This window comes from Paractinoplanes tereljensis, from assembly GCF_016862435.1.
In the GTDB taxonomy this organism is placed as follows: domain Bacteria; phylum Actinomycetota; class Actinomycetes; order Mycobacteriales; family Micromonosporaceae; genus Actinoplanes; species Actinoplanes tereljensis.
Genome location: NZ_BOMY01000002.1, coordinates 208,457 through 234,087, shown reverse-complemented (window position 1 = coordinate 234,087; position 25,631 = coordinate 208,457). Strand labels below are relative to the sequence as shown.

Here is a 25,631-nt window from a genome sequence, read left to right as displayed (position 1 = left end):
GCTACAGATACATGCCCGTGGTCGGCACGGTCTTCGGGATGGTGACCGGCTCGGCGCCGGTCTTCAACGCGTACAGCTCGGCCAGGGTGGCACCCTCCGGGCCGATGCCGCGCGCCGAGCCCAGCCACGCGGCGGCCTCGGCGTAAGGGAGCCGGCCCACCTCGATGCTGGCCAGGCAGCGGCCCGGCCGGATCACCGCCGGGTGCAGGGTCGCCAGGTCTTCGTTGGTGGTGATCGCGATCAGCGCGTTGCGGCCCTGCCCGAGCAGCCCGTCGGTGAGGTTGAGCAGCCGGGACAGCGACTGCCCGGCGCTCGCCTTGGCCTCGCCGCTGATCAGCTCGTCGCAGTCCTCCAGCATCAGCAGCCGCCAGCGCGGTTCGTCCTCGTCGCCGCTGCCCAGCGCTACGCTCATCAGGTAGGCCGGGTCGCTGAACAGCCGTTCCGGGTCGAGCACGCAGTCGACCTGGCACCAGTCCCGCCACTGCTGGGCCAGGGCCCGCAGCGCGGTGGTCTTGCCGGTGCCCGGTTCCCCGTGCAGCAGCAGGAGCCGCCCGTTGACCACCGAGCCGTCCAGCGTCATCAGCCGCTCGAGCGTCTGCCCGACCGGCCCGGCGTAGTTGGCCCGGATCTTCTCCCACGGCGCCGCGTCGATCTCGCGCTGCACCCGGCGCGGTCCGTGCGGACCGAAATGCCAGAACCCGATGGGTACGCTGTCGCCGGCCGGCTCCGGTTCCTCGACCGCGCCGGACGTCGTCGCGTCCAGCACCGACTCGGCCAGCTCGGCCGAGATCGCGGTGACCGTGACCCGGGCCCGCCGGCTCTGCTTCCAGCGGGTCACGTGCAGCGTCCAGCCCTCGCCGACGGAGAGGCGGGCCTGCCCGTCGTCCTCCACCGCGTCGCGCACCACTCGCGCGTCGTCGGTGGTCAGCGGGGCCTCGGCCCGCACGTTTTCCAGGTAGCAGCTGCGGCCGAACGGCTCCCGGCCGGTGACGAAAGCATCCAGGGCCAGCAGGTCGACGACATCCACCAGGCGGTCGCCGTCATCGACGGAACCGGACAGCGGCAGAGCGCCGAGAGCCGGCGGCGAGGCCGCCGGCTCCACCGGGCGCCCGGCATGCCGGTCGACAGGCTGATGGGGAGTACGCATGGTGCAATGATCGACGTTCGATGCCCTTGCGGCATCCGGTTTTCCCGAGGTTCCCTCTCTTACTACTCTTGCTCCGGCAGCCGGGTAAGTACGAATACCGGGATCAGGCGGTCGGTCTTCTTCTGGTAACCGGCGTAGTTGGGGAACGCGGCGACCGACCGCTCCCACCACACCGCCCGCTCCTCGTCGGTGACCTCACGGGCCAGGTAGTCGTGCTTCTCGGCGCCGTCCTGCAGCTCGACGTGCGGCTGTTTGCGCAGGTTGTAGACCCACACCGGGTTCTTCGGCGCACCGCCGAGCGAACCGACCACCGCGTACTCACCGTCGTGCTCGACCCGCATCAGTGCCGTCTTGCGCAGCAGGCCGGTCTTGGCACCCACCGAGGTCAGCACGATGACCCGCATGCCGTGCAGCTCGTAGCCCTCGGCGCCGTTCGTCGCCTCGATCTTCTCGGCCTGGTCGCGGGCCCACTGGGACGTGCTCGGCGCATATTCTCCGGTCAATGGCATTTGCCCAGTCTATGTACGGATCACCGCAGGCCGACCACCGCTGCGTCGGTGCCGCCGCGCCACAGCACGCCCGCCTCGGCGAAGCCCGCGGCCCGCAGGGCATCGAGGTGCCAGGCGACCGGCGGGGTCCACTCCTGGTGGTGGGCCGTCCCCGGATAGATGCGTTCGCGCTCGGCCAGCCTGGGCGCGAGCACCTCGTCGCCGGCCACCCGCTGCCACCAGTCGGACCACGAGGTGACGGCACCCGTCGCGTAGCGGGCCTCGCGCAGCTTCCGGCCGTGCCCCCGCAGTTTCGCGGACAGGGTCGGCAGTGACTCCTCCGGCATGTGGTCGGCGTTTGCGAAGATGCCGCCGGGCCGCAGCACCTCGCGGATCTCGCCGTAGAGGGCGGCCACCCGCTCGGCCGGCAGCCAGTGCAGGGCGGTCGCGGTCAGCACCGCGTCGAAGCCCCCAGCCGGCAGCTCACCCGGCAGCTTGGCCCGCCAGGACGGATCGCCCAGGTCGGCTTCGACGATCGTGCCCCGGCCGCGCAGCGAGGCTTCCGCGATCGTCAGCAGCACCGGGTCCTGGTCGAGGACCGTGACCTCGGCGCCGGGGAACCGGGCCAGCGCGCGCAGCGCGATCGTGCCGGTGCCGCCGGCCAGATCGAGCAGCCGGGGCGCCGTGTCGTCGGTGACCGCGGCGACGGCCGTGAGCATGGCCGCGAACCGTTCCTCGCGGTCCGGGAGGAAGCCCTCCTGCTGCCGGTCCCAGCTCTCCTGCCAGATGCTCGCGGTCTCCAAGTAAGCACTCATACGCCCTACGGTAGTTACCGAGCGGCCTCCGTTTCAAGGCGCTCGGCGAACGCCTTCAAGTCACGCCGCTCGATCGCCGCGGCCATCAGATCCGGGAAGGCGTCCGGTGTGCAGGCGAAGGCCGGCACCCCGAGCGCCGCGAGCGCGGCCGCGTTCTCGTGGTCGTAGGCCGGTGCCCCCTCGTCGGACAGCGCGAGCAACACCACCACCTGCACGCCCGCCGAGGTCATCTCGGCCACCCGGCGCAGCATCTGCTCCCGCACGCCACCCTCGTAGAGGTCGCTGATCAGGATGAAGATGCTGTCCCGGGGCCGGCTGATCAGCTGCTGGCTGTAGGCGATGGCCCGGTTGATGTCGGTCCCGCCGCCCAGCTGCGTGCCGAACAGCACCTCGACCGGGTCGCTGAGCTGGTCGGTCAGGTCGACCACGGCGGTGTCGAAGACGACAAGCGAGGTGCGCAGCGACCGCATCGAGGCCAGCACCGCCGCGAACACCCCGGAGAACACCACCGACGCGGCCATCGACCCGGACTGGTCCACGCACAGCACCACGTCGCGCTGCACGGCCGTGGTCCGCCGCCCGTAGCCCACCAGCCGTTCCGGGATGATCGTGCGGTGCTCGGCCTGGTAGTGCTTGAGGTTGGCGCGGATCGTCCGGTCCCAGTCGATGTCGGCGTGCCGGGGCCGGTTGATCCGGGCGGCCCGGTTCAGCGCCCCGCTCACCGCGGCCAGGGTCTTCTGGGTGATCCGCTTCTCCAGCTCCTCGACCACCTGCCGGACCACCTGCCGGGCCGCGTCCTTGGTCTTGGCCGGCATCACGCCGTTGAGCGAGAGCAGCGTGCCCACCAGGTGCACGTCCGGTTCGACGGCGGCCAGCATCTCCGGTTCGAGCAGCAGCCGGGTCAGGTCGAGACGCTCGATCGCGTCGGACTGCATGACCTGCACGACGGTCGACGGAAAGTACTCCCGGATGTCGCCCAGCCAGCGGGCCACCTTCGGCGCCGAACCGCCCAGCCCGGCCGAGCGCTTGCTGCCGCTCTGCGGGTCGCCGGCCCCACCGGCGTCATAGAGCGCGGCGAGCGCGGAGTCCATCGCCCCGTCCCGCCCCTCGGCCGCCCCCAGCGACTCCTCGGCCGCTCCGCCCAGCACGAGCCGCCATCGCCGGCTGCGTTCCTCGCTCATCGCGCCTCCCCGGCGGTGATCCCCCGGCCCAGCAGCGCGCTGAGCGTGGGCAGTACGAGATCGGCGCGCTCGGTGTCGAAACCGAGAGCACCGGCCTCCTGAGTCGCCCGGACCTTCCCGGACACCCGCTCGCCGATCGCCCGGCGCTCGCCGGACTCGAACGCGCCGAACGTCCGCCGCAGCAGCGGCAGCACGCTGTCGAACGCGTCCGCCGGGATGTCCGCCAGCCACTCGTCGAGCAGCGCCAGCAGCGCGTCGTCGTGCACCAGCAGCAACCCGCCGCCGGACAGGAAGCCCTCCACCCAGGCGGCCCCGTGCGCGGGCGGGGTGCCCACGGTCAGCGGCAGCCGCAGCCGGCGGCGCACCTCGACCGCGTCCAGCCGGCCGGCGTCCATCAGCAGCCGGGTGAGCCGGCCGGCGAGCAGCCCGTGCAGGTCGCCCCGCCCGGCCAGCGAGGCGAGCGTGCCGAGCCAGCGTTGCCGCAGGTCGTCGTCGGCGAGCAGACCGACCGCCGAGTGCACCCCGTCGATCCGGTCGCGCAGCAGCCGGGCGGCCTCATCGGAGACCGAGCCGACCGCGGACGGCAGCCCCGCACACACCCGGACCAGCAGGCTCGCGGTCACCGTGGCCAGCCCCGCCACGTCGGTCTGCCGCACGTCGCCGTACCGCAGGGTGCGGGCCAGCGCCGGGATCGCCGCCATCAGGTGGTTGACGTCGGCGTCCAGCGCCGCGCGGACGTCGAGCGCCGCCAGCACCGGCGGATAGGCGCCGGTCAGGTCGGCGAGCAGGCACGTCTCCACCAGCGCGGTCACGTCGGCGAGCGTCTCCGCGTCGGCGGCAGCCCGGGTGACCTTGGCGGTGGCGGCGGACGCCACGGTCGTGCCGAACATGCTGCCCTCGACCAGCCGCACCGCGAACTCGGGCTGCCAGCGCAGCCGCCACTCCTCCCGGAACGTGCCGGTGGTGCCGCGGCGGGCCTGCGGCGGCTCACCCCACGGCACGCCGAGGATGCGCAACCGGTGCAGCAGCCGGCTGCGCTGCAACCCGATCTCCTTACGGAGATCCAATTCAAGATCCCGGTCGAGAGCCTCGGGCTTCAGCCGCAGCGCACGCTGCTGGTTGGCCAGGTCCTTGGCGAGCGGTACGCCGGGCATGTCCTCCGGAACGCCACCCAACCGCTCGCCGACCACGAGCCGGTTGCTGATCAGGCTGACCCGCAGCGGCTCGCCGTCACACATCACCGCCTCGGCCGCCTCGGTCACCTCGGCCAGCCCGGCGAGCGGCCGTCCGCGCAACGTGGCGAGCGCCTCGGCGAGCCGGGTCGCCTCGATGATGTGCGCCGACGAGGTCGGCACCCCCTCGGCCCGCAGCACCCCCGCCGCGTCGACCAGCCAGCGGGTGACCACCTCGTCGGCGGTGCTGAACAGGTGGTGGTACCATCCCGGCGAGCGGACCCCGGCGCCGTAACCGGACCAGGAGGCCAGCCGCCCGTAGGTCCACGGCACCCAGGTGAACGACACCTTCTCCTTACGCCGCCCCTTGAGCAGGGCGACGTCGTCCTTGACCGCGACCTTGCGGGTGAGTGCCGGCACGTGCCAGGCCCCGCAGACCACCGCGATGTCGTCGTACTTCTTCCGGGTCTCCCGCAGAACGGTCCGCATGTACGCCTCGCGAACCAGGTCGTCCGGGTCCTCCGGCGAGTCGTCGCGGATAGCGGTCATGGCCTCGGCGATCGCCTCGAACGCAGGCATCCCGCGATGCTCGACCACGTCCTCCCACCAGCGTTCCGGATCGTCATACCCGGCCGCCGCGGCCAGCTCCCCGATCGGGTCCACCGGCCGCTGCGGCACCCGCTCAACCGCGGTGCCCGGCCCCGGGCCGTCCGCCCCACCGGGCTCACCGGCAGCCTCCGGCGACCGCCCCGCGGAGTCCACGTCGGACTCCGCGGCGTCTGATGGCGACCCAGCATCCGTCCCCGAAGGCCCTGGCGGCGAGACCTCCGCCTGCGCCGGGTCGGACTGTTCAGGGCTGGCCTGCGCGAGGTCCGGCTGCGTGAGGTCTGGCTGCGCGGGGCCCGGCTGGGTCAGTCGGCCGGCGGCGTTGCCGCCCATACGGTATGCGAACGGCAGGTCGAAGAAGCGGACCGGCACGCCGTGCGACACCGCCCAGCGGATCGCCTGCCACTCCGGGGAGAAGACCGCGAACGGCCAGAACGCGGCCCGCCGCGGGTCGTCCGTCGCATACCCCAGCAGCGCCACCGGCGGCTCCAGTCCGGCGTCGGCCACCCACCGCACCAGGTCGTCCGCCTCCGGTGGGCCCTCGACCAGGAGCACCTGCGGTGGCTGCCGCTCGAGCTCCTGCACCACGGCCCGGGCCGACCCGGGACCGTGGTGGCGGATGCCGTAGAGCCGCTCAGGCATCGCGGGCGGCCCGGTAGAAGTCGAGCCAGTCGGGGCGCTCCCGCACCACGGTCTCCAGGTATTCGCGCCAGACCACCCCGTCCGACAGCGGGTCCTTGACCACGGCGCCGAGGATGCCCGCGGCCACGTCGGCCGGGCGCATGGTGCCGTCGCCGAAGTGCGCGGCCAGCGCCATCCCGTTGGTGATCACCGAGATCGCCTCGGCGGTGGAGAGCGTGCCGGTCGGCGACTTCAGCTTGGTGCGGCCGTCCTCGGTGAGCCCGGTGCGCAGCTCGCGGAAGACCGTGACCACCCGCCGGATCTCCTCCAGCGCGGTCGGCACCGCGGGCAGGTCGAGCGACGCGCCGAGCTGGGCCACCCGCCGCGCGACGATCTCGACCTCCTCCTCGGCCGAGGCCGGCATCGGCAGCACCACCGTGTTGAAGCGGCGGCGCAGCGCGCTGGACAGCTCGTTGACGCCGCGGTCGCGGTCGTTCGCGGTGGCGATCAGGTTGAAGCCGCGCTGCGCCTGGATCTCGGTGTTGAGCTCGGGCACCGGCAGCGTCTTCTCGGACAGGATGGTGATCAGCGCGTCCTGCACGTCGGACGGCACCCGGGTGAGCTCCTCGAGCCGGGCGATCGTGCCACCCCGCATGGCCCGCATGATCGGGCTGGCCACCAGGGCGTCCTCGGTCGGGCCCTCGGCGAGCAGGCGGGCGTAGTTCCAGCCGTACCGGATGGCCTCCTCGGCGGTGCCGGCGGTGCCCTGCACGAGCAGCTTCGAGTCGCCGGAGATGGCCGCGGCGAGGTGCTCGGACACCCAGGTCTTGGCGGTGCCCGGCACGCCGAGCAGCAGCAGCGCGCGGTCGGTGGCCAGGGTCGCCACCGCGACCTCGATGAGCCGGCGGGGTCCCACGTACTTCGGAGTGATCTTGGCGCCGTCCCCGAGCAGGTAGGTCACCACGGCCTGCGGGGAGAGCCGCCAGCCCGGCGGCCGGATGCGGTCGTCGGTGGCGGCGAGCAGGGCCAGCTCGTCGGAATACTGATCTTCGGCGTGCGGGCGCAGCGCAGTCACGCGAACTCCTGAAACATCTCGTGGCGGAAGGTGAGCGTGCGGGCCAGGTCGGCGACCGGTCGCACCCGCGACTGGTCGGCCGGTTCCTGGTCGAGCTGGAGGGCGAGGCGGCCGACCAGCTCGGCGTAGGACGGGGGCATGGACACCGCGGCCGAGCGGCACAGCTCGCCGAGCTGCCAGGTGTGCCGGTCGGTGCGGGCGCGGTGGGCGATCGTCTCGAGCACCGTGACGGACAGTTCCTCGGGCCAGCGCCCGGGGTGGATGGCGAGCAGCCGGTGGGCCATGCCGTCCTCCCGGCGCAGCGCGTCGGCGGCGAGCCGGCCCAGTTCGTCGGCCGGCAGCACGAGGTGAAGGTCCCAGCGCACCGACTCGCGCAGCGCCCCGGACGCCTCGTCGAGCAGCGCGATCGCCCAGGCGGGGTCGTTCTGCGCGATGGCGGCCTTGGCCCAGCCGTGCAGCAGGGCGGCCTCCCAGTCGGTGCCGCGGGCCAGCCCCAGCATGGTGGCCGGCACGGCCCAGGTCGACAGCGGCGCCCCGGCCAGGATCTCCTCGAGCAACCACGCGCTGACGCCCAGCCCGCGGGCCGGGGTCGCGGCCACTCCGTCGCGGCGCATCCCGGTGTCGAGGTCGTCGGGCGGGGTGACCACGAGCCGCCGGTTCTCGTAACGCAGGGCGGCCCGCGCCCGCTGGGTCATCCGGGCCGCGAGCGACGAGCCGGGCAGGATGCGCAGCAGGTCGAGGGCCGCCTCGCGCACTTCCTTGCGGCGATCGTCGAGCGCCTGCTCAAGGAACGCGTCGTCGTCCACCGACAGCCCGGTCCCCAGCGCGGTAACGAAGCGCGCGCGATCCTCCGACGACTCCGCGGCCCAGGTCTCCGCCAGCAGCGACCGCGCACCAGCCGGGTCGACCCGCCGCAGCTCAGTGAGAAACCCGAGCCGCTCCCCAACAGTCCCGATCTCCCAAACCGACCCCGCGCCGGCCGAGGGCACGCCGGGCGATGCAAAGCCGGCCGACCCCGCGCCCGGCGGCGGTGCCGCGACGGATTCGTCGCGTAGCCAGCGCCAGTCGGCGCGCATGCCGGCCAGCCAGGTGCCGCGCCGCCCGGCGACCTGCGCCAGCGCCGGCCGGATGATCGAGTTGCGGCGGCCGGCGTCGAGCAGCGCCGGCAGCACCACGGGCGGCACGTGCCCGCCCTTGGCGGCGGCCGCCTCCAGCCATTGCGCCAGCAGCTCCTGCGCCAGCTGGGCGCCGCCCGGCACCCCCTCACCCAGGATGCGGATGAGCCGCAGACCGGTGGCGGGCGGCAGCGGCGTCGTGATCTCGGCCGGGGCGGCCGGCGCCGGCGCGTGGCCATCGAGAGCCGGGGCGAGACCGGCCCGGCGCCGGGTCAGCGCGACGGCAGCGGTCTCCAGCAGCGTGGACGAGCCCGGCCACGGCCGCCGGTTGGTGCCGACCAGGGCGGCGGCCAGCAGGTCGGGCGGCAGCTCAGGCGTGCGCGGGGCGGCCGGGTCGAGCACCGGCGCACCGGCCGGCACGAACCCGGCGCCGGTCCAGGCGGCGAGGGGCCGCAGCCCGGACGGCGACCACTCGGCCGCGACCGTGGCGGGCGAAGCACCGGCCGCCGCGAGCAGCCACCACGGCTCGCGATGCCCGGGCGCCAGCGGCAGCGCCGACCCGGCGGAATCCAGCAGCCAGCCGTCGGCGCTCGGCGTCACGTCCGCGACCAGGACCGGCGCGTCGTAGCGCCACGGCTCACCGGCCACGGTCGCGGCCCACCCACCGAGCGCATCGCCCAGCGGCAACGCCCCGGAGGGGGAGGCGAACGGTTCGGCGGCGCTGTCGCGCGACGCCACCAGGGCGCGCAGCGGCACCGAGCCGGGGTAGAAGGTCAGGTCGCCGCGGAACTCGGTGCCCGCCACCAGGTCGGACACCAGTGGCTGGCCGGCCGCGGCGAAAGCCAGCACGAGCGCGAACCGGCCGGTCGACGAGCCGCGCAGCCAGGTGCGCCGGGTGGTCAGGTTGCCGTCGTCGGCGTCGACCTGGCCGATCACCTGCCAGCGGTCGGTGACCCGGGGGCCGGCCAGCACCTCCTCGGTGCCGACCGGGAACCCGATCCGGCTGCGGACGGTGGCGGCCAACTCGGGTGGCAGGTCGGCCAGGCGCTCGTAGCCGGCGACCAGCAGCCGTAGCAGGGCCAGCTCGCCGAGCAGCCGGTCGGCCCAGTGCGGGCCGATGCCGGCGATCGTGCCGAGCCGGCGGACCGCGCCGGCGGCCGCCGGGGCCTGGGCGTCGACCAGTCGCGCCGCCATCGCGTCGAACGGGGCCGGACCGCCGCGCTGCGCCCCGGCCAGGCCCTGCCGCACCTGGTCGTCGAGCCAGCGGCTCAGCTCGATCATGCCGCCGGCGACCCGCTCGGCGCGCTGCTCCACCCGTTTCGCGGCGGCGGCCGGATCGGGCGCCGTGGCCGCCTTCGGTTGGGCGGCGGCGGTCGCCTTGGCCGCGCGGGCCGCCTGCCACTCGCGGGCGAAGTCGGGCGCGTCTGCGGCCGGCACGTCGGACTCGGCCCAGCGCAGCAGCAGGGCCAGCGTGTGCTTGCACGGGATCTTGCGGCTCGGGCAGGAGCACTTGAAGGCGGGCCCGGCGAGGTCGACGCACACCTGGTAGTTGCGGCACTGTCCCCACAGGACATCGTCGAGCCGCCCAGCCGCCGACCAGGAACCGGGGGAGGAGAGACCACGTGCGGCCTTCACCGAGGCGGTGTCGGGCGCTAGCGTCTCGACCTGGGCGGCGGACCATCTTTCAACGGGCACGGGGAAACCCTAGACGCGCCGTACGACATTTCTGCGGGCCGAACGAATAGGGTGAAAGCCATGCGGGTGATGATCTTCGGGGCGACCGGGATGGTCGGGCAGGGCGTGCTCCGGGAGGCCCTGCTGGCGCCCGACGTCGAGCAGGTGCTGGCCGTGATCCGCAGCCCGACCGGCGTGCATCACCCGAAGCTGCGCGAGGTGAAGGTCGCGGATTTCGCCGATCTCACCCCGGTCCGCGACGAGCTCGCCGGTTACGACGCCTGCTTCTACTGCCTCGGTGTCTCCTCGGTCGGGATGAGCGAGGCCGACTACACCCGGGTCTCCTACGACTACCCGATGGCCGCCGCCCGCCTGCTCGCCGAGCTCAATCCGCAGACCTGTTTCGTCTACGTCAGCGGCGCCGGCACCAACCCGCAGAGCCGGCAGATGTGGGCCCGGGTCAAGGGCCGCACCGAGCGTGAGGTCATCGAGCTGCTCCCGCGGGGTTACGCGGTCCGCCCCGGCTTCATCCAGCCGACCCACGGCGTGCGCTCGAAGACCCGGTGGTACAACGCCATCTACACGGCCACGGCGCCGCTGACTCCGCTGCTGGAGCGCACCGCCCCGAAGTACGTCACCACGACCGACCGCCTCGGCCGGGCCATGCTCCAGCTCGCCCGGGTCGGCTTCCCCCGGCACATCCTGGAGAACGTCGACCTCCGCTAAGCAAACCGCGGAAAGCCGGAAATCGGCGCCGGCGGCGTCCCGTCCCCGAACGGCCGCCCGCCGAGCTTCTCCCGCCCGTGCTCGTCGAGCCAGTTCGTCAACGAGGGCCCGGCCGGCACGATCTGAGTCGGGTTGATGTCCTTGTGCACCACGTAGTAGTGCTGCTTGATGTGCACGAAGTCGATCGTGTCGCCGAAACCCGGAGTCTGGAACAGGTCCCGCGCGTACGCCCAAAGCACCGGCATCTCGCTCAGCTTGCTCCGATTGCATTTGAAATGGCCGTGGTAAACGGCGTCGAAGCGCACCAGCGTGGTGAACAGCCGCACGTCCGCCTCGGTGATCGTGTCCCCGACCAGGTAGCGCTGCGTCGAAAGGTGCGAAGAGAGCTTGTCGAGCCGGTCGAAGAGCCGGTGGTAGGCGGCCTCGTAGGCCTCCTGCGTCCCGGCGAACCCGGCCCGGTAGACCCCGTTGTTGACATCCGTGAAGACGAACCGGTTCACCTTGTCGATCTCCTCGCGGAGAGAAACCGGATAAAGCGAGGGCGCCCCGGCCCGGTGAAAAGCCGTCCACTCCAGCGACAGATCAATGGTGATCTGGGCGAAGTCGTTGGTGACCACCTGCCCGGTCGGCACGTCGACGATGGCCGGCACGGTGATGCCCTTGTCGTAGTCCGGATAGCGGGCCAGGAACGCCTCCTGCAGCCGCTCGATGCCGAGCACCGGATCCCGGCCGCCCGGGTCCAGGTCGAAGGTCCAGCTCCGCTCGTCGTGGGTCGGCCCGGCGACGCCCATCGACAGCGCGTCCTCCAGCCCGAGCAGCCGGCGCACGATGATCGCCCGGTTGGCCCACGGGCAGGCCCGGCTCACCACCAAGCGATAGCGGCCCGCCTCCACCGGATAAGGCCCGTCCGCGGCAATCCGGGTGGAGATGTAGCGCTGGTCCCGGGTGAACTCGCCGGACGGATTCACGTAAGCCATGTCTCACATCCTGCCTCGCGCGCCGCCTTCTGGCAGAGTTGCCGGATGGGAGCCAAAATTCGCGATTATCTCGCGCACTGGACCGTGGTCGTCCCGGTCCTCGCCGTCGCCGCGCTGATCCTGACCTGGGGCCGCGACCTGCCACCGCCCGTCGTGGTGCTCGCCGCCCTGCTGCTGGGCGGGGCCGTGCTGGCCGCCGTGCACCACGCCGAGGTCGTCGCCCACCGGGTGGGCGAGCCGTTCGGCTCGCTGGTCCTGGCCGTGGCCGTCACCATCATCGAGGTGGCCCTGATCGTCACGCTGATGATCAGCGGTGGCGAGAAGGCGCAGTCGCTGGCCCGGGACACCGTCTTCGCCGCCGTCATGATCACCTGTAACGGCCTGCTCGGCCTGTCTCTGCTGGTCGGGGCCGCGCGCCGGCACGTGGCCGTCTTCAACTCCGAGGGCACCGGCGGCGCCTTCGCCACCGTCACGATGATCGCGACGCTGAGCCTGGTGCTGCCGAGCTTCACCACCAGCCGCCCCGGCCCGCAGTTCTCGCCGGCCCAGCTCGGCTTCGCCGCGGTCGCCTCGCTCGCTCTCTACCTGCTCTTCGTGGCCGTGCAGACCCGCCGGCATCGCGACTACTTCCTGCCGATCACCACGTCCGGCAAGGTCATCAACGCCGAGGAGCACCTCGACCCGCCGTCCGGCAAGGCCGCGCTGACCAGCGTGGGCCTGCTGCTGGTGGCGCTGGTCGGCGTGGTCGGCCTGGCCAAGGGGGTCTCCCCGTCGATCGAGTCAGCGGTGGACAGCGCAGGCCTGCCGCAGGCCGTGGTCGGGGTGGTGATCGCCCTGTTGGTGCTGCTGCCGGAGACCATCGCGGCGACCCGCGCGGCCGTCCGCGACCGCGTGCAGACCAGCCTCAACCTGGCGCTCGGCTCAGCCATGGCAAGCATCGGCCTGACCATTCCGGCGATCGCCATCGCGATGATCTGGCTGCCCGGCCCGCTGCTGCTGGGCCTGGGCGGCACCCAGATGGTGCTGCTGGCCCTGACCGTCGTGGTGGGCACCCTGACGATCGTCCCCGGCCGCGCCAACGTCCTGCAGGGCGGCGTCCACCTGTCCCTGCTGGCCGCGTTCCTGTTCCTGGCAGCCAGCCCGTAGGTCAGGCCGATCGGCGCAGCACCAGCGTCGGTTCGTAGATCACCGACGACGGCCGCATCTGCGGATCTTCGATCCGGGCCAGCAGCAGCCGGGCCGCCTCGGCGGCCATGTCCTCCAGGGGATGACGCACGGTGGTCAGCGGCGGCGCCGCCGAGAGAGCGGCGCTGCTGTCGTCGAAACCCACGATCGCGACGTCGTCCGGCACCCGCCGGCCGGCGTCGCGCAGGGCGACCAGCGCACCCACCGCCATCAGGTCGTTGGCCACGAAAACGCCGTCCAGGTCGGGGCTCTCGGCCAGCAGCGAACGCATCGCCGCCTCGCCGCTCTCCTGGGTGAAATTTCCGGCCACGATCGGCACCCAGCCGTGCCCGTGCTTGGCGGTCGCCCGCCGGAATCCGGAGATGCGGTCATGGCTGGCCGGCACGTCGGCCGGTCCGGAGATCATTCCGATCCGTTTGCAGCCGCGCCCCAGCAGGTGTTCGGCGGCGAGCGTGGCCCCGGTTTCGTTGGCCAGATCGACGTAGTTGATCGGCACCGGTTCGGCCGGCCGCCCGATCAGCACGGCCGGCACGCCACCCTCGGTGAGCATGCGCGGAAGGGCATCGACGGCCGGTAACGACAGCACGATCACTCCGTCGGCCTGCCCGTTGCGCAGGTCGCCGACCAGTCGCTGGCGTCCGTCGTCGCTGCCGACGATCTGCAGGGCCAGCTGCACGCCGGCCTGCCGCAACACGCTCATCAGCCCGCCCACGACGCGCCCGAAGTAGGGATCGGCGAAGAACCGGCTCATGAACGGATCGTCATCATGCGCTTCGGAGTCGGACACCACGAGTGCGACCGTGCCGGTGCGCCGGGTAACCAGCGACCGAGCCATCCGATTCGGCACATAACCGGTCCGGCCCACCGCATCCCACACCATCTCGTGCAGCTGCGGATCAACGTTGCGAATCCCATTGATCACCCGGGACACGGTCGCCCGCGAAACACCGGCCACCCGCGCGACATCCTCGAGCGTCGGGAGCCTCTCTCCGACCGGAACCCGTTGCATAAAAAAGGTTATAGCACACAAGGAGAGCGCTCTCCGAAAACCCTTTTGACGGTACGAGGCGACGGCCACCCGCCAAATCCACCCCGTCCCCGCCTACCCGGCGCGAGCTACCTGCGGCGCAGGGCCGCAGCGCGACTCTCGCGTGCGGCGACGGTTCCGGAACCGGGACGCATTGACGGACGTGACATCTGGGCGTAACACTTCGGAAAGCGCTCTCCAAAGGCCATCCGGCGTTCCCCGCGCCGGGCGTACTCGTCTATCCCCTGGAGATCCGAGTGAAGACTCCATCCGAACAACGCCATCGCCGCCGGCTGCGGCGGGTGGTCGCACCCCTGGCGGCCACCCTGCTGGCCGGCGCCCTCACCATCGTGGGCATGAACTCGGCGCACGCCGCCGACACCCTGCTCTCGCAGGGCCGGCCGGCGCTCGCCTCGTCCACCGAGAACGGCGGGGCCCCGGCCGCCGCGGCCGTCGACGGCAACGCCACCACCCGCTGGGGCAGTGCCTGGAGCGATCCCCAGTGGCTGCGCGTCGACCTCGGCGGCACGGCCACCATCAGTTCCGTACAACTGCAGTGGGAAACCGCGTACGCCTCGGCGTACCAGATCCAGACCTCGGCCGACGGCAATGCCTGGACCACCATCTTCTCGAAGAGCAATGGTGCCGGAGGCACCGAGACGCTCACCGTGAGTGGCTCCGGGCGCTACGTGCGCGTCTACGGAACGCAACGCGGCACCGGGTACGGCTACTCGCTGTTCGAGTTCAAGGTCTACGGCACGCTGGCCAACCCACCGGCCTCGGACGGTCCCGGTTACGTGATGGCCAACCCGCCGGTCACCGGTGTGATCCCGTCGACCGCCACCCCGCCGAACACCAACCCGCCCACCACGCACCACGAGTTCCAGGCCAACTGCTCGGTGAGCCGCACCAACCTGAACGACGACCCGATCGTCTTCCCGAACCTGCCGGGTGCCTCGCACTCGCACACGTTCATGGGCAACACCACCACCAACGCGGCCACCACGCTGGCCAGCCTCCAGTCCGGTGGCACCGCCTGCATCACGCCCGGCGACAAGACCGGTTACTGGATGCCGACGCTGCTCAACGGCACCGCCGCGGTGCAGCCGGTCGGCCGGCAGGTCATCTATTACAAGAGCGGGGTCATCGACTACCGCAGCGTGCGGCCGTTCCCGGCCGGCCTGCGCTATGTCGTGGGCAGCCCGACGGCGACCATCGACGATTTCCGGAACAGCCCGGGAGCGGTCGAAGGATTCGAATGCGGGGACAGCTCGTTCAACTGGGACATTCCCGCGAACTGTCCGGCCGGCACTCAGCTGAACGCGCGCTACCAGGCGCCGAGTTGCTGGGACGGCCTGCACCTGGACACGCCGGATCACAAGAGTCACATGGCGTACCCGGTGCTCGGCGTCTGCCCCAACGACCACCCGGTCGCCGTTCCGATGATCGAATTCAAGATGGCGTGGCCAGTCAGCGGGAACATGAGCAACGTCCATTTCTCCAGCGGACGCGGCTACAGCTTCCACTACGACGTCTACAACGCCTGGGACGCGCCGACCCTGGCCGCCCTCACCAGCCACTGCATCAACGGTGGCCTGCAGTGCGACCCGCGTGGCTTCGACCTCTACAAGCCGGACCGCGGCGCCGCCCTCAACGAGAACTACGTACTTCCGTAACCGCGAAGAATGGGGCGCCGGGAATACCGGCGCCCCATTTTCGGAATTGATTCAGGAAATGCCTTTCGAGGCCGCGTCAAGCGTGTTCATCGCCGCGGTCCGGGTGCGGATGATTTGCATGGCGAGGGCCCGGGTCTGCGGTTCGACCCCCGATTTGTCCTCGCTGCCGGCTAAATCCTGGCTCTGGTCGAGATGCTCCTCGATCGCCGTTACCACCAGGGTGTCGAAGTCCTTGCCGGACAGCGCCGAGGCCTCGGTCACCTTCTCGGGAGTGACCATGCCGGGCATCGGCATGCCCTTGTGCGGGTTCTCCGCGGGCAGGCCGGCCTGGTTGTGCAACTCGCGCAGCGAGCTCAGCTCGGCGGTGGTGAAGGCCTGCACCTGCAGGGCCAGGGCCTGCACCTCGGGGCTGCCGCTCCGGCTGGGAACCAGCGCGAGCAACGGGAGGATTTCCTCGTCCATGGCGATGTTGATCTCGAGCCAGGCGAGGTCGGTGCCGCCGAACTGACTGGTTGTGGTCGCGGCCGCGGGAGCGGCCGGGCCGGCCGCCGAGTTCGTGCACCCGGTCAGCAGGAGCGTGCCGGCGAGCAGGACCCGAGCCATTGCTTTCACGCCCGTGATTCTGGCTTTTAGTGCTACCTATGTCAATGATTCGATATTGATGGATGGCAACACTCCCGTAACAATTAACCGGATTCGATGAAGCGCTCTCCGGATAACAGTTTTTGGAAGCTGTGGCGCGAGATTTGCTAGCCTTGCCGGAGACGCTGCGTGAGCGGCATCCCGGACGAGGCGTGTCGTACCCGGCCATGACAAGACGACCGCGCAAGAGGTGACTCGTCATGGCATGGGCAGTTCTGGTCGTTTCCGGGGTGTTGGAGACCGTCTGGGCGATCGCGCTCGATCGCAGCTCCGGTTTCAGCCGTGTCGCCCCGACCGTGGTCTTCCTGGTCGCGCTGGCGCTCAGCATGATCGGCCTCGGTTACGCGCTGCGCACCATCCCGATCGGCACCGGTTATGCGGTGTGGGTCGGGATCGGCGCGGTCGGCACCGCGGTGGTCGGCATGGTCGCGCTCGGCGAGCCGGCCACCGTCGTACGCGTCATCTGTCTTGTGATGATCGTTGCCGGCGTCGTCGGCCTGAAGGTCTTCCACTGAGCTGAACCACCCCGGATGCGCCTCGCGCCGCGAGGCGCACCCGAGTCAGACCGTGACGTCGATCTTGCTCTGGTAACCCGTGGTGCTCGCGGTGCGGGTCTTCTCCTGCTCGCGCTGCACGTCCTGCTGAGCCTTGGCGACCGCCGCGCGGTCCTGGGTGATGACCTGCTCGTGGTCCTGCGTGCGGCTCGTCTCGGCGGCCTTCATCGCGGCCTTGGCGGCCAGATCGGCGGCCAGCTTGTCCTGGTACTTCTTGAGCTCGGTCTCGGCACTGCTGGTTCCGGCGGATGCGATCGCGCTGACACTCATCGGTGTGGCCCCTTTGGTAGCTGGTGATTTTGGTCGCCAGCTCAGATCGTCCGAGCCCCCGCCGTCTTAAGGCTCCATGTCGACACCGACGGCGTAATGATCGGACGGGTGGACTCCGCCGAACGGACGATCCCCGGCCAGGAACGCGCCACGGACCGAGAGCGCCAGGCCGGGCCGCCCGGGGCGGGCGAAGACGTGGTCGACCCGCCGGTCGATCTGCTGGGGCGCGTCGGTCGGGGCGCAGGGGAGTGCGGAGTCCAGCGTCACCGCCGCCGGGTCGGCGCCGGCCTCGGCCCAGGTGTCGACCATCGCGTCCAGCAGCGGCAGCAACGCGGGCTGGTCCGGGCCGGCGTTCAGGTCGGCCAGCAGGAGGACGGGCAGCGGACCGTCGAGTTCGATGTCGGTGGCCAGCGCGGCGAGTGCCCGGCACTGGGCCAGGTGGTCCGCGCCGAACCGCTGCTCCCACTCGGTGCCGGCCACGATCACGTGCAGCGGGCCGCGCGGGTGGTCGAGGGTGGCTAGCAGCGCGGCGGGGGTAGGGCCGCCGCGCTGCTGGTTCGGGAGGTGACAGCGCCGGGTGGCGAGGATCGGCCAGCGACTCAGCAGCCCGAGTCCGAATCCGATCCCCGCGTGGTCGGTGGCCGGCTCGGTCGCCGGCTCCCACGCCGAGTGCAGGCCGGCCGGCGCCGCGAGACGCTGAGCCTGGTCGGTGCCGTCACCCGACCAGGACTCGACGAGACCCAGCACGTCCGGCCGGTATGCCTCTACCGTCGCGGCAATACCTTCCTCGCGACGACGCCAGTCGTCACCGAACCGCCACCACACGTTCCAGACCATGACGCGCATCAATGAACCATAAGCGCCTCACGATCGGTAGACGCCGAACTCCCACAGCGAATAGCCGTAGGCGGTGGCCCGGCCGGTCCCGTTGACCCGGACGTAGCGGCCGGAGCCGCTGATGTTCAGGTCGTCGAAACCGCCGTCACCGCTGCTGGTGCTGTAGACGTTGGTCCAGTTCGATCCGTCGTTCGACGTCTGCACCTGATAGCCGGTCGCGTAGGCGGTCTCCCAGGCGAGCTGCACGTGGTTGAACGACTGCACCGAACCGAGGTCGACCTGCACCCACGCGGTGTCCACCCATTCGCTCGCCCAGCGCGTTCCGTAGTCACCGTCGGTCGCGTACGACGGCAGCTGCGGACCGTTCGTGCCGGTCGGCTGATAGGTCGACGCCGTGGTGGTCCGGCCCTTCGACAGATTCGTTCCCGGAATGGTCGGCGGCACCACCCGGATCGACTTCTGCTCGATGCCGACGTTGCCCTGACCGTCGAACGCGTACACGTAGACCTTCCAGACGCCGAGCTTCTCCGGCGCCTTCGCGGTGAACGAGCCGTTGCCGTTGTCGGTGAAGCTGACATTGGTCAGCCCGGTCCCGCCGCTGATGTGCTTGTCCGAGTACATCAGGTTGTAGCGGATCAGATCGCCCTGCGGATCGCTCGCCGCCACGTTCACGGTGAACGTGCCGCCGGCCGGCACCGCGGTCTGGTTCGACACCGACATCGACGAGATCACCGGCGGCGTGTTGGCCTGCGCCGGCCCACCATAGGCGGAGGCGAGCGCGTAGTAGCCGAGCCGCCGCCACCCACCGGTGAAGGTGTTCAGCCACACCCCGCCGAAGTCGTTCTCGAGTCCGTAGTGGAACTCGGTGACCCCGAGCGCCACCCCCGGGTGCGCGTTGATGGTGCTGACGCTGTTGGCGTAGCCGTCCCGTTTCTGCACGTCGGTCGGCTCGGTCGGCACGCCGTTGACGTCGTTCGGAACCTCCCATTCACCGGCCGGGCCGCCCTCGGTGACGATGTACGGCTTGGTGTAACCGCCGGCCACCCAGTCGTTGTAGACGTTGCCGATCGCGCCGTACGAGTTGACCGCGAGCAGGTCCAGATCCGGCGCGTACTGCTTGTAATACGGCCACGCACCGGTATAGGCGTCGGTCGAGGTGACCGGGTGATTCGGGTCGGCCGCGTGGATAGCCTGCGCCAGCTGGTTCACGAACTTCGCGTAACCCACCCGCCGGGCCTCCACCTCGGCGGCGGACAGGCCGTGATCCTGCATGGTGAGGATGACCTCGTTGCCGACATCCCACATCAGCACGCCCGGGTTGTTCTTCAGGGCATTGACCCGGTTCACCACCTCGGTCTTCACCGAGTTCATATAGGCGGTGTCGTTCACGTAGTCGGCGCCCTGGTTCAGCCAGTGCCCGACCACCACCTTGATGCCCTGCTGCGCGGCCCGGTTGAGTAACCTCGGCGTGTTCGCGTCGTCCACGCCCCAGATCCGGATCGTATTGACACCCATGTTCTTCAGGTCCCGCATGTACCCGTCGGCGGCGGCCTGCGGCGGCCCGTAGGTCAGCCCCTTCAGCCGGTAACCGGCGCCGTTGACCTGAAGCTGCCAGTTGCCCTGCGTACCGGTCACCTTCACCACGCTGGGCCCACCCGGCGTGGCCGGATCGGTCATCGCCGGCGCGGTCGTCCCGGTAGCCCGGGACACGGTGACCGAATCCACGCTGAGCACGCCACCCGAGGTGGTGTCCGCGGTCGGCGTGGTGCGCCCGGCGATCGCGTTCGGCAGCGAGCCACCGATCGCCAGGTCGAAGCGCAGGAAGAACCCGTGGTGCACGGCCGCGTTCCAGGCCGTCACGCCCACCTGCGACTCGCGGACCACCCAGGTCTGCCGCCCGTCCAGGTAGAACCGGATCTCCTCATCGGTCTTGGTCCGGTCGATGACCTGCGAGTACTCGTGGTACCCGGTCTGGCAGCCGAGGCAACTGGCCAGCCCCGAGGCCCGCCCGTTGTACTCCGCGCACGGCCCGTCCGGCGCGGTGCCGCAGTGCAGCGTCTGCGACAACTGACTGCGACCGTTGACGTCGGTCATGATGTCGGTCTCGCCGACCCCCGGCCAGTTGTTGTAGTTGCCGCGGTAGGCCGCACCGGTGGCCCGGAACCCCGGCCAGTAACCGAGCGCGCCGGCCACGTCGGGCTGCTTGAGCACCGCGCTGAACTTCGTCTGGGTGCCCGCGAGCGGCTCGAAGTCGGCCCGCTGAGTCTCGATCCGTCCCGAGGTCCAGTTGCCGGCCCCGTCCCGGATCGCCTTGATCGCCAGCCGCCCGGCGCCGTCCAAGGAGACGTTGGCGGTGCTGGCGGACGCGGTCTCGACCTCACCGGTGCCCCAGTTGGCGGCCCCGCCCGGATAGGAGGTGCCCGTGCGCAGCAGCCAGTTGGCCGCGCCCGGCGAGGTGCCGGCCGCACCGTCGAAGGTGTCCGTCCAGACCGTCGTGAAGTTGTCCGCCGGCGTGGTCGGAGTGGTCGGTGTAGTCGGCGTGGTCACCGACCCGCTGACGAACACCTTGAACTCGTACAGCGAGTAGCCGTAGCCGCTGCCCCGCTGCGTTCCGTAAAGGCGGATGTATCGCCCGGAGCCACTGACGGTGAGCGTCTCGGTGCCACCGGCTCCGGTGGTCGTGGAGTAGATGCTGGTCCAGGCATTGCCGTCCGGCGAGGTCTGGATCTGGTACGCCTTGCCGTAGGCGCCCTCCCACTGCAGCACGACCTGACAGATCGCCCGTGACTCACCGAGGTCGACCTGCAGCCACTGCGGGTCGGCGAACTGGCTGGACCAGCGCGACCCGGCATCGCCGTCGACCGCCTTGGCCGCCGCGACGTCCGCACCCTCCTGCGAGGAGGCGGTAGCCGCCCGCCCGAGCGCGGCGTTGGTGGACCCGCACGCCGAAGCTCCAACCGATCCGTAGACCTTGAACTCGAACAGCGAGTAGCCGTAGCCACCGGCTCGCACCGTGCCGTAGAGCCGGACATAGCGCCCGGAGCCACTGACGGTGAGCGTCTCGGTGCCGCCGACACCGGTAGTTGTGGAGTAGATGCTGGTCCAGGCGTTGCCGTCGGGCGAGGTCTGAATTTGGTAGGCCTTGCCGTAGGCGCTCTCCCACTGCAGCACCACTGAGGTGATCGCAGCGGTGGCGCCCAGGTCGACCCGGATCCATTGCGGATCGCTGAACTGACTGGCCCAGCGGGTGCCCGGGTTGCCGTCGGTGGCGTTGGCCGCCGCGACGTCGGCCCCCTCCTGCGAGGAGGCGGTGGTGGGTTTGCCCTGCGAGAGCAGGGTGTCGGCAGCGTGCGCACCAAGCTGCGCGACAGCGAGATAGGCGGCCACCAGGGCCACCACAACGACGGGGACAAGACGCCGCCAGGCAAGCCGGGCCGGCGAGGAAGCCGTATTCACACGAACTCCAGGGGATAGAGCGGCCATGGCACCGGGGAAGATGCCGAGCACTCGGGGAAAGCGCTCTCCGTCCTAGCGCGAAGTGTTACGCCGCGCTTTCCAGCGTGTCAATACCACCCCCGGATCCTTGCCCGCCACACCTCCACAATCCCCACAAAACACCACACCCTCTTGACGGAGGCACCAAAAATGAAGCACGGTAGGCGTCGATTGGAGAGCGCTTTCCAAACAGGTGACCGGCGGCGAATTGCACCCCGCCGCCGGCCACCCGGCAAGCAATGTTGTCGAGTTCCGCACCGTGCCGAACGCCAAGCCAAGAGACCAGCCCAGGGCAGCGGGGATTCAGGTGGGCGCCGCCCCAGCGCCGGTAGCAAGGCAGCCCGCTCGGCACGGCCCGAAACCCGACAACAGCGGTGCCCTGGCCTGCGCGATCGCTTCAAGTGCCGCCGCGAGGAGATCCCCAAGCCCCGCCCTAACCCCAGCCACAGACAAAGGCCGAGCAAACCCGGAGGGATCTCCGAGCGCCCGGCCGGGGTCCGGGGCAGCGCCCCGAAAGCGAAGCGCTCCGAGCGCGCAGCCAAGAGCGAACCGCCGACCCAAAGGGATGACGCGAAAAAAGTTGCCCAGGGATGTCGAATGGACGTCGACGGCTACGACCACATGCTGACGGCGGCCAGGAAGGCCGGACCAAAGAACGAGGAGATCGACGTGAAGTACATGCTGATGATGTTCGGGGACGCCACCGACATGATGGAGGCCCGCTCCACCGACTGGGTTCGCGACATGGTCGCGTTCATGGGCAACTTCAACGCCGACCTGGAGAAGTCCGGCGAATTCGTCACGGCGGAGGGCCTGGACTTCCCGTCCACCGCCAAGACGGTCAACCTGGTGGACGGCCAGGTAGTCGTCTCGGACGGCCCGTTCGCCGAGGCCAAGGAGGCCCTGGCCGGCTTCTGGATCTTCGACGTGAAGGACGAGGCCCGCGCGATCGAACTCGCGAGCAAGGTGGTTGTCTGGGCCGAGCGCGTGGAACTGCGCAAGGTCGGCGAGGCCCCGGACGTCTGATCCGCAGACGGTGGACGGCGCCCGATCCGGGCGCCGCCCGGCGGAACCAAGAGAGGGGAGCGGTGGAAGCGCTGTTGAGGGAGCTGGCTCCACAGGTGCTGGGCGGCCTGGTCCGGCGCTACGGACAATTCGACGCCGCCGAGGACGCCGTCCAGGAAGCCCTCCTCGCCGCCTCGATCCAATGGCCGAGGGAAGGCCTACCCGACAACCCCAAAGCCTGGCTGACCTCGATAGCCTCCCGCCGCCTGATCGACGAGTTCCGCAGCGAGAACTCAAGGCGCCGCCGTGAGGCCGAGGTGACACAAGGCGAGACCACCACCCCCGATATACCCGACCGGGACGACACCCTTGACCTGCTTTTTCTCTGCGCGCACCCGGCGCTGTCCGGCCCGTCGCAACTCGCGTTGACCCTGCGGGCGGTGGGCGGCTTGACCACCGGGGAGATCGCGCAGGCTTTCCTCGTACCGGAAAGCACGATGGCTCAGCGGATCAGCCGCGCCAAGCAGTTGATTCGCCGGAGCGGGCGTGGTTTTGAATCTCCGCCGGAGGCGGAGCGCGGCGAGCGTCTCCGGGTGGTCCGGCAGGTTCTGTACCTGATTTTCAATGAGGGATACACGGCGTCCGGCGGCCCGGCGTTGCAGCGGGCCGAGTTGACCGCGGAGGCCATCCGGTTGGCCCGGATGCTGCACAACCTCCTGCCGGATGACGCCGAGACCACCGGCCTGCTCGCGCTGATGTTGCTGACCGACGCCCGGACGACGGCCCGCACCGACCCGGACGGCAATCTGGTTCCGCTCGACCGCCAGGACCGTGCGCAGTGGAGCAAGGAGCAGATCACCGAGGGAGTTTCCCTGGTCTCGGCCTCGCTGGGCCGGGGAAAGCTCGGCCCGTACCAGATCCAGGCGGCCATCGCGGCCCTGCACGACGAGGCGCCGAGCGACGCCGAGACGGACTGGCCGCAGATCCTCGCGCTCTACGAGGTCCTGGAAAAGATCTCGCCGGGGCCGGTGGTCACGCTCAACCGGGCCGTCGCGGTGGCGCGGGCGCAGGGGCCGCTGGCCGGGCTGGCCGTGCTCGCCGACCTGGACGGCGACGCCCGGATGGACGGCAACCACCGGGTCGAGGCGGTTCGCGCGCACCTGCTGGAGCGGGCCGGGTTCCGGGCCGAGGCGCAGGCCGCGTTCGTCCGGGCCGCGAAGCTGACCGCGAGTGCCCCGGAGCGCCGTTACCTGGAGGGGAAAGCTCTTACATTGCTCGAACAATGAAACGGGCATGATGAACCGGTGACCGACGCCAAGGGCCTGGTCCTCGTGGTCGAGGACGAGCGGCCGATCGCCGACCTGGTGCGGCTCTACCTGAGCCGGGACGGTTTCGGCGTGCACGTCGAGCACGACGGCGTCGCCGGGCTGGCGGCGGTTCGCCGGACCAAGCCGGTCGCCTGCATCCTCGACATCGCGCTGCCGGGGCTGGAGGGCACCGAGATCGTCCGGCGGATGCGTGCGGAGAGTGACTGGACGCCGGTCATTTTCCTTACCGCCCGTGACGACGAGGTGGACCGGATTCTCGGCCTCGAGATGGGCGCCGACGATTACGTGACGAAGCCGTTCAGTCCGCGCGAGTTGGTCACCAGGGTCCGGGCGCTGCTGCGCCGCGCGGCCGGGCCGCCCGACGGCGGGCGGGTGCGCACGCTCGGGCCGGTCGCCCTCGATCCGGCCCGGCGGCTGGTCACCGTGGACGGGGTGCCGCTGTCGCTCACCCAGACCGAGTTCGACCTGCTCGGGCATCTGCTGGGCCGGCCGGGCCGGGTGTTCACCCGGGAGGAGCTGCTGGCCACCGTCTGGGGGTACGCGTCGGCCGCCGGCACCCGCACGGTCGACGTGCACGTGGCGCAGGTGCGGGCCAAGCTCGGCGCGGCGGCCGGACTGATCCGCACGGTGCGCGGCGTCGGCTACACCGCCGATGCGTAGGACCCTCACCGGCCAGGTGGTGCTGGTCACGGCGGCCACCGCGGTGATCGCGGTGATCGTGACGGCGCTGGTGGCGATCCCGGTCGCGGTGCGCAGCGCCAACACCCAGGCCCGTGCGCAACTGGTGGAGCAGAGCAAGCTCGCGGTCGAACTCCTGGCCGCCGAGCGGCCGGCCGCCCGCGAGAGCATCGTCACCGACCTGCGCGATCAGGGCGTCGAGGTCTATCTGATCCGCCGCGGGGTGGCCGACCGGGCCGGGCTTCCGCAGCGGGTGGTGCAGCAGATCGCGGCGGGCACGGTGGTCAACACCCGATCGCCGGTCGAGGGCCGGCCGTCGTTCATCGTCGGCCGCCCGCTCAGCGGCCGCAACGCCGGCGTCGTACTCACCCGCGGCGTCGCCAACGGCACCGCCGCCAACGTACTCGGCAGCATCTGGATCGCCCTGCTGGCCGGCCTGGCCGGCGGCATCGCCGCGGGCGCGCTGCTGGCGCGCTTCATCGCCCGGCCGATCCGCCGGGCGGCCTCGGCCGCCGGCAAGCTTTCCGCCGGGGACCGCTCGGTGCGCATCTCCCGGCAGGGGCCGGCCGAGGCCGGCGAGCTGGCTGACGCCATCAACCAGCTCGCTACCGCTTTGCAGATCAGCGAGGGGCGGGAACGCGATTTCCTGCTGTCGGTCTCGCATGAGTTGCGTACGCCGTTGGCGACAATCCGCGGGTACGCCGAGGCCCTCGCCGACGGAGTGGTCGGTCCCGACGGCGCGGAGAAGGCCGGCGCCACCATGCTCGCCGAGTCCGATCGGCTCGACCGGCTGATCTCCGACCTGCTGGTGCTGTCCCGGTTGGAGGCCGCCGACCTGCCGCTCGACGTCGTCCCGGTCGATCTGGCGGAGCTGGTCCGGGCGGCGGGGGAGGCGTGGGCGGCCCGATGTGCGCCGGACGGCCCACTGCTGCGGGTGCAGCTGCCGGACGGGCCGCTGCTGGTCGAGACCGACCCGGGCCGGATCCGGCAGGTGCTCGACGGCCTGTGCGAGAACGCGTTGCGGGTGGTGCCGGCCGGTGCCCCGCTGGTGCTGGCGGCCCGGGCCGACCCGGACGCGGCGGTGCTCGAGGTGCGTGACGGCGGTCCCGGCTTCACCGACGAGGATCTGGCGGTGGCGTTCGAGCGGGGCGCGCTGAACCGCCGCTACCGGGGCATCCGCAAGGTCGGCAGCGGTCTCGGCCTGGCCCTGGCGGCCCGGCTGGTGGGGCGGCTCGGCGGGCGGATCAGTGCCGGGCATGCCCCGGAGGGCGGCGCGATGTTCACCGTGGAGCTTCCTTACCCGGCCCGAACATTGCCCTGACCGGGCTCTGCCGTTG

The 25,631-nt window shown here is 71.0% G+C and carries 21 protein-coding genes and 1 riboswitch; of the genes, 8 read left to right on the top strand and 13 right to left on the bottom strand.

Features of this window, described 5'->3' with window-relative positions:
* Position 1 precedes the first annotated feature (1 nt).
* The 7 genes from Ate02nite_RS02390 to Ate02nite_RS02360 form a co-directional block, all read right to left on the bottom strand.
* The gene (locus tag Ate02nite_RS02390) at positions 2–1,147 is read right to left on the bottom strand and encodes a DUF5925 domain-containing protein (RefSeq protein WP_203798151.1); all 1,146 of its coding nucleotides are present in this window, start codon (positions 1,145–1,147) and stop codon (positions 2–4) included.
* Positions 1,148–1,209: 62 nt separating this feature from the next.
* A complete protein-coding gene (locus tag Ate02nite_RS02385; protein WP_203798149.1) occupies positions 1,210–1,656 on the bottom strand; it encodes a nitroreductase family deazaflavin-dependent oxidoreductase in 447 nt (148 codons plus the stop codon).
* Between the two features lie 20 nt (positions 1,657–1,676).
* Positions 1,677–2,450: a class I SAM-dependent methyltransferase gene (locus Ate02nite_RS02380; RefSeq protein WP_203798146.1), complete on the bottom strand. Its 774-nt coding sequence runs from the start codon at positions 2,448–2,450 to the stop codon at positions 1,677–1,679.
* Positions 2,451–2,464: 14 nt separating this feature from the next.
* The gene (locus Ate02nite_RS02375) at positions 2,465–3,631 is read right to left on the bottom strand and encodes a VWA domain-containing protein (protein WP_203798144.1); all 1,167 of its coding nucleotides are present in this window, start codon (positions 3,629–3,631) and stop codon (positions 2,465–2,467) included.
* Positions 3,628–6,051 (bottom strand): DUF5682 family protein, encoded by a 2,424-nt coding sequence (locus tag Ate02nite_RS02370; RefSeq protein WP_203798142.1) that lies wholly within the window; start codon positions 6,049–6,051, stop codon positions 3,628–3,630. Before Ate02nite_RS02370 ends, Ate02nite_RS02375 begins: the two co-directional genes overlap by 4 nt.
* Positions 6,044–7,105 (bottom strand): ATP-binding protein, encoded by a 1,062-nt coding sequence (locus tag Ate02nite_RS02365; protein WP_203798140.1) that lies wholly within the window; start codon positions 7,103–7,105, stop codon positions 6,044–6,046. Before Ate02nite_RS02365 ends, Ate02nite_RS02370 begins: the two co-directional genes overlap by 8 nt.
* Entirely contained in the window at positions 7,102–9,915 is a 2,814-nt protein-coding gene (locus Ate02nite_RS02360) for an SWIM zinc finger family protein (RefSeq protein WP_203798138.1), read from the bottom strand. The genes Ate02nite_RS02365 and Ate02nite_RS02360 overlap by 4 nt, the downstream gene beginning before the upstream one ends.
* Positions 9,916–9,975: 60 nt before the next feature.
* Between Ate02nite_RS02360 and Ate02nite_RS02355 the strand changes: the two genes are divergently transcribed.
* Entirely contained in the window at positions 9,976–10,620 is a 645-nt protein-coding gene (locus Ate02nite_RS02355) for an NAD-dependent epimerase/dehydratase family protein (RefSeq protein WP_203798136.1), read from the top strand.
* Here Ate02nite_RS02355 and Ate02nite_RS02350 read toward each other — a convergent pair.
* Complete coding sequence (locus Ate02nite_RS02350; RefSeq protein ID WP_203798134.1) at positions 10,617–11,597, bottom strand: glutathione S-transferase family protein; 981 nt, start codon at positions 11,595–11,597, stop codon at positions 10,617–10,619. The genes Ate02nite_RS02355 and Ate02nite_RS02350 overlap by 4 nt on opposite strands.
* A gap of 45 nt (positions 11,598–11,642) precedes the next feature.
* Between Ate02nite_RS02350 and Ate02nite_RS02345 the strand changes: the two genes are divergently transcribed.
* Positions 11,643–12,743 (top strand): calcium:cation antiporter, encoded by a 1,101-nt coding sequence (locus tag Ate02nite_RS02345; RefSeq protein WP_203798132.1) that lies wholly within the window; start codon positions 11,643–11,645, stop codon positions 12,741–12,743.
* Position 12,744: 1 nt separating this feature from the next.
* Here Ate02nite_RS02345 and Ate02nite_RS02340 read toward each other — a convergent pair whose 3' ends face one another.
* On the bottom strand, positions 12,745–13,791 hold the full coding sequence (locus Ate02nite_RS02340; protein ID WP_203798130.1) for a LacI family DNA-binding transcriptional regulator: 1,047 nt from the start codon (positions 13,789–13,791) through the stop codon (positions 12,745–12,747).
* Positions 13,792–14,066: 275 nt separating this feature from the next.
* Here Ate02nite_RS02340 and Ate02nite_RS02335 point away from each other — a divergent pair, with 275 nt between their 5' ends.
* On the top strand, positions 14,067–15,485 hold the full coding sequence (locus tag Ate02nite_RS02335; RefSeq protein ID WP_438871145.1) for a DUF1996 domain-containing protein: 1,419 nt from the start codon (positions 14,067–14,069) through the stop codon (positions 15,483–15,485).
* A gap of 51 nt (positions 15,486–15,536) precedes the next feature.
* Here Ate02nite_RS02335 and Ate02nite_RS02330 read toward each other — a convergent pair whose 3' ends face one another.
* The gene (locus Ate02nite_RS02330) at positions 15,537–16,088 is read right to left on the bottom strand and encodes a DUF305 domain-containing protein (protein ID WP_239147105.1); all 552 of its coding nucleotides are present in this window, start codon (positions 16,086–16,088) and stop codon (positions 15,537–15,539) included.
* 158 nt (positions 16,089–16,246) lie between these two features.
* Positions 16,247–16,313: riboswitch (guanidine-III (ykkC-III) riboswitch) on the top strand.
* 14 nt (positions 16,314–16,327) lie between these two features.
* Here Ate02nite_RS02330 and Ate02nite_RS02325 point away from each other — a divergent pair.
* On the top strand, positions 16,328–16,642 hold the full coding sequence (locus Ate02nite_RS02325; RefSeq protein WP_203798127.1) for a DMT family transporter: 315 nt from the start codon (positions 16,328–16,330) through the stop codon (positions 16,640–16,642).
* Positions 16,643–16,687: 45 nt separating this feature from the next.
* On the opposite strand, the gene Ate02nite_RS02320 is transcribed toward Ate02nite_RS02325, so the two are convergent.
* The 3 genes from Ate02nite_RS02320 to Ate02nite_RS02310 all read right to left on the bottom strand — a co-directional run bounded on the left by Ate02nite_RS02320 (position 16,688) and on the right by Ate02nite_RS02310 (position 21,244).
* Positions 16,688–16,951 carry a hypothetical protein gene (locus Ate02nite_RS02320; protein WP_203798125.1) on the bottom strand — a complete coding sequence of 88 codons (264 nt, stop codon included), beginning with the start codon at positions 16,949–16,951 and terminating at the stop codon, positions 16,688–16,690.
* 66 nt (positions 16,952–17,017) lie between these two features.
* Positions 17,018–17,797 (bottom strand): endonuclease/exonuclease/phosphatase family protein, encoded by a 780-nt coding sequence (locus tag Ate02nite_RS02315; protein ID WP_203798123.1) that lies wholly within the window; start codon positions 17,795–17,797, stop codon positions 17,018–17,020.
* 18 nt (positions 17,798–17,815) lie between these two features.
* On the bottom strand, positions 17,816–21,244 hold the full coding sequence (locus Ate02nite_RS02310) for a discoidin domain-containing protein (RefSeq protein ID WP_203798121.1): 3,429 nt from the start codon (positions 21,242–21,244) through the stop codon (positions 17,816–17,818).
* A 636-nt stretch (positions 21,245–21,880) separates the two neighbouring features.
* Between Ate02nite_RS02310 and Ate02nite_RS02305 the strand changes: the two genes are divergently transcribed.
* The 4 genes from Ate02nite_RS02305 to Ate02nite_RS02290 all read left to right on the top strand — a co-directional run bounded on the left by Ate02nite_RS02305 (position 21,881) and on the right by Ate02nite_RS02290 (position 25,615).
* Positions 21,881–22,309 carry a YciI family protein gene (locus Ate02nite_RS02305; protein ID WP_203798120.1) on the top strand — a complete coding sequence of 143 codons (429 nt, stop codon included), beginning with the start codon at positions 21,881–21,883 and terminating at the stop codon, positions 22,307–22,309.
* Between the two features lie 62 nt (positions 22,310–22,371).
* Positions 22,372–23,574 carry an RNA polymerase sigma factor gene (locus tag Ate02nite_RS02300; RefSeq protein WP_203798118.1) on the top strand — a complete coding sequence of 401 codons (1,203 nt, stop codon included), beginning with the start codon at positions 22,372–22,374 and terminating at the stop codon, positions 23,572–23,574.
* Positions 23,575–23,592: 18 nt separating this feature from the next.
* Positions 23,593–24,276 (top strand): response regulator transcription factor, encoded by a 684-nt coding sequence (locus tag Ate02nite_RS02295; RefSeq protein ID WP_203798116.1) that lies wholly within the window; start codon positions 23,593–23,595, stop codon positions 24,274–24,276.
* Positions 24,269–25,615 (top strand): HAMP domain-containing sensor histidine kinase, encoded by a 1,347-nt coding sequence (locus Ate02nite_RS02290; RefSeq protein ID WP_203798114.1) that lies wholly within the window; start codon positions 24,269–24,271, stop codon positions 25,613–25,615. Before Ate02nite_RS02295 ends, Ate02nite_RS02290 begins: the two co-directional genes overlap by 8 nt.
* Positions 25,616–25,631: the final 16 nt, after the last annotated feature.